This is a genomic window from Dialister sp. (assembly GCF_036343215.1).
Taxonomy (GTDB): Bacteria; Bacillota; Negativicutes; order Veillonellales; family Dialisteraceae; genus Dialister.
On sequence record NZ_JAZASU010000169.1, the window covers coordinates 1 to 2,330 of the forward strand.

Sequence of the window (2,330 nt, forward strand, 5' to 3'; positions counted from 1 at the left end):
CCTGCTGGATACGCTAAAATAGGGTTATGTAATTGTCTGTTTTTAGGAGTAAATCCTTAAGTGTGTGCCATTACCCAGGCCTGGGGAGCTGGCCGCGTCAGACTGAGGTGTCGTACTACAGCTGCCAGGCATAAATGAGGCTAATGACAAAAGGTACCTGTACTAATTGACTCTATCGGTAAATGCGGACCTCCCCGAAGTGCGGGGAGGTGCCCAAAGGGCGGAGGGGATGTCAAGAAGGTACATGTCGAAGATAATGAAAAAGGTACAAGCGCAGGGTTCGGCAGATGGCACGTACGAGGCTGACTGACGAAAAGTACATGGGAAAAATGAGAAGATCCGTAAGACGCGGGATCTCCCTCCGGGGGGCTCTGCGAAACGGTGAGGGAAACTGCACTATCCATTCAGAGTACATGAGGAAAAAGTAAATCATCAGGTCATTCACCAAGCTCAAAAATAGTAAAATCTAAAGTATACTTTATTTTTTACCATTTTTTATTGATTTTAACCTTCCAGGCAAAGGAAAGTCCCCATTTTTCTATATAAATTCCATAAAATATGGTAAAATCTAAAATAGGATAGGCAGGAGGCGAGACTATGAAATACATTGAAAGGGCGCTGGAGAGGAAATTTCTCCGGATGAATGACTTCTTTAAAGTCCTTCTTTTGACCGGAGCCAGACAAGTCGGAAAGACGACTATGCTTCAGCATCTGGCAAAGGGAACAGGACGGCGGTATGTTTCCATGGACCGCGCCGACTATCGTGACCTGGCGGAGAGGGATCCGGTCCTTTTTTTCCAGACATTTCCCCCACCCCTGTTGATTGATGAAATCCAGAAAGCGCCAAAGCTCCTGGAACAGATCAAGATCATGGCCGATGAATCAGAGGAAAAAGGACAATTCTGGCTTACCGGGTCCCAGCACTTTTCCATGATGCGCCGCGTGCAGGAAACCCTGGCCGGCCGTGTGGGAATCCTTCATCTGTATCCCTTTTCCCAGGCAGAAATTGAAGGCCGGCTTCCTGTGGAAATACCGGATTTTTCCATTTCCTCCCTGAGGGAAAAATCGGCCGGGAAGAAACCACCTCTGACGGAAGAAATATTTCGTCGTATCTGGACAGGCGGCATGCCCCAGGTCCAGGAAACGGACGAAGAACTCCGGTCTCTTTATTTTTCATCCTATATAGAGACTTACCTTTTCCGGGATATTATGGAAATGGGAGAAATCCGGGATACCGTAAGATTCATGAAATTCCTCCGCGCCTCGGCCGCATTAACGGGGCAGCAGGTCAATTATGCCACTCTGGCCGAAGCATCCGATATTTCCCAGCCCACCGCAAAAAACTGGCTTCAGCTCCTGTCGGGCCTCGGCATCATTTATCTCCTGCAGCCCTATTTCAATAATGAACTGAAACGGCTCGTGAAATCGCCGAAACTGTACTTCTGCGACACCGGACTCTGTGCCTTTCTCTCCTTCTGGCCCACTCCGGAAACCCTCATGGCCGGCGCTGCCAGTGGACATTATTATGAAAACTATGTCCTCATGGAACTCATCAGGAACTTCTCCGCCTCCCCCCAAAAGGCAGAATTCTCCTATTATCGGGACAGCCGGAAAAATGAAATCGATATCATCATCGAAACGGGCGGGGAGCTTCATCCTCTGGAAATAAAAAAATCGGCTTCCCCCGATTCCAGGGAAATCAGGAAATTCAAATTGCTTGAAAATCCTATTATCCCCACAGGCTCCGGCGGAATTCTCTGCATGGCCCCCGAACCCCTTCCTCTGGATGAGAAAAATGCCATCATCCCTAGCTGGATTTTCTGAAGTTTTATGATATGTGAAAGAAAGGAATTGGGAATTGAGGGTTGGGGATCAGGGAAGGAATCGGCGCTGATGCGCCGATGAATACATATGGGGAATGTACACAGGCGAGGAAAAATAACGGGGTGCGGGATGCGGGGAGCGGGGTGCGGGAAGGTGGCGGCCTGACGGCCGCCGAGTATATAGGGGGAATGTACACAGACGAGTTTGAAATGCCCGTTTGCATCGAAAAATCATCTGCCCCCTGGTCAGGGGGGCGGCGAGCGAAGCGAGCAGGGGGTTGTACTACCGCTTCAAGGCACACATGAGGCTGACTGACGAAACATACGTGGAATAGTTGATTCTATCGGTTCGCGGTCAGGCCCCCCGAAGTTCGGTAATGGCAACAATATAAGGACATCAAAAATCTAATATTGTAGATTTTTAGGTTTATTAGATAAAAATTAACCTTCTAATCTATCCGACCTATCCTTAATGGGTGAATTCTCTGTTTTTGGGCGCACTAAAGG

The 2,330-nt window shown here is 48.6% G+C and carries 1 protein-coding gene; it reads left to right on the forward strand.

The annotated features are described in order from the left end of the window. Nucleotides 1-597 precede the first annotated feature (597 nt). Nucleotides 598-1,824 (forward strand): ATP-binding protein, encoded by a 1,227-nt coding sequence (locus VZT47_RS10105; protein WP_330224834.1) that lies wholly within the window; start codon nucleotides 598-600, stop codon nucleotides 1,822-1,824. Nucleotides 1,825-2,330 lie beyond the last annotated feature (506 nt).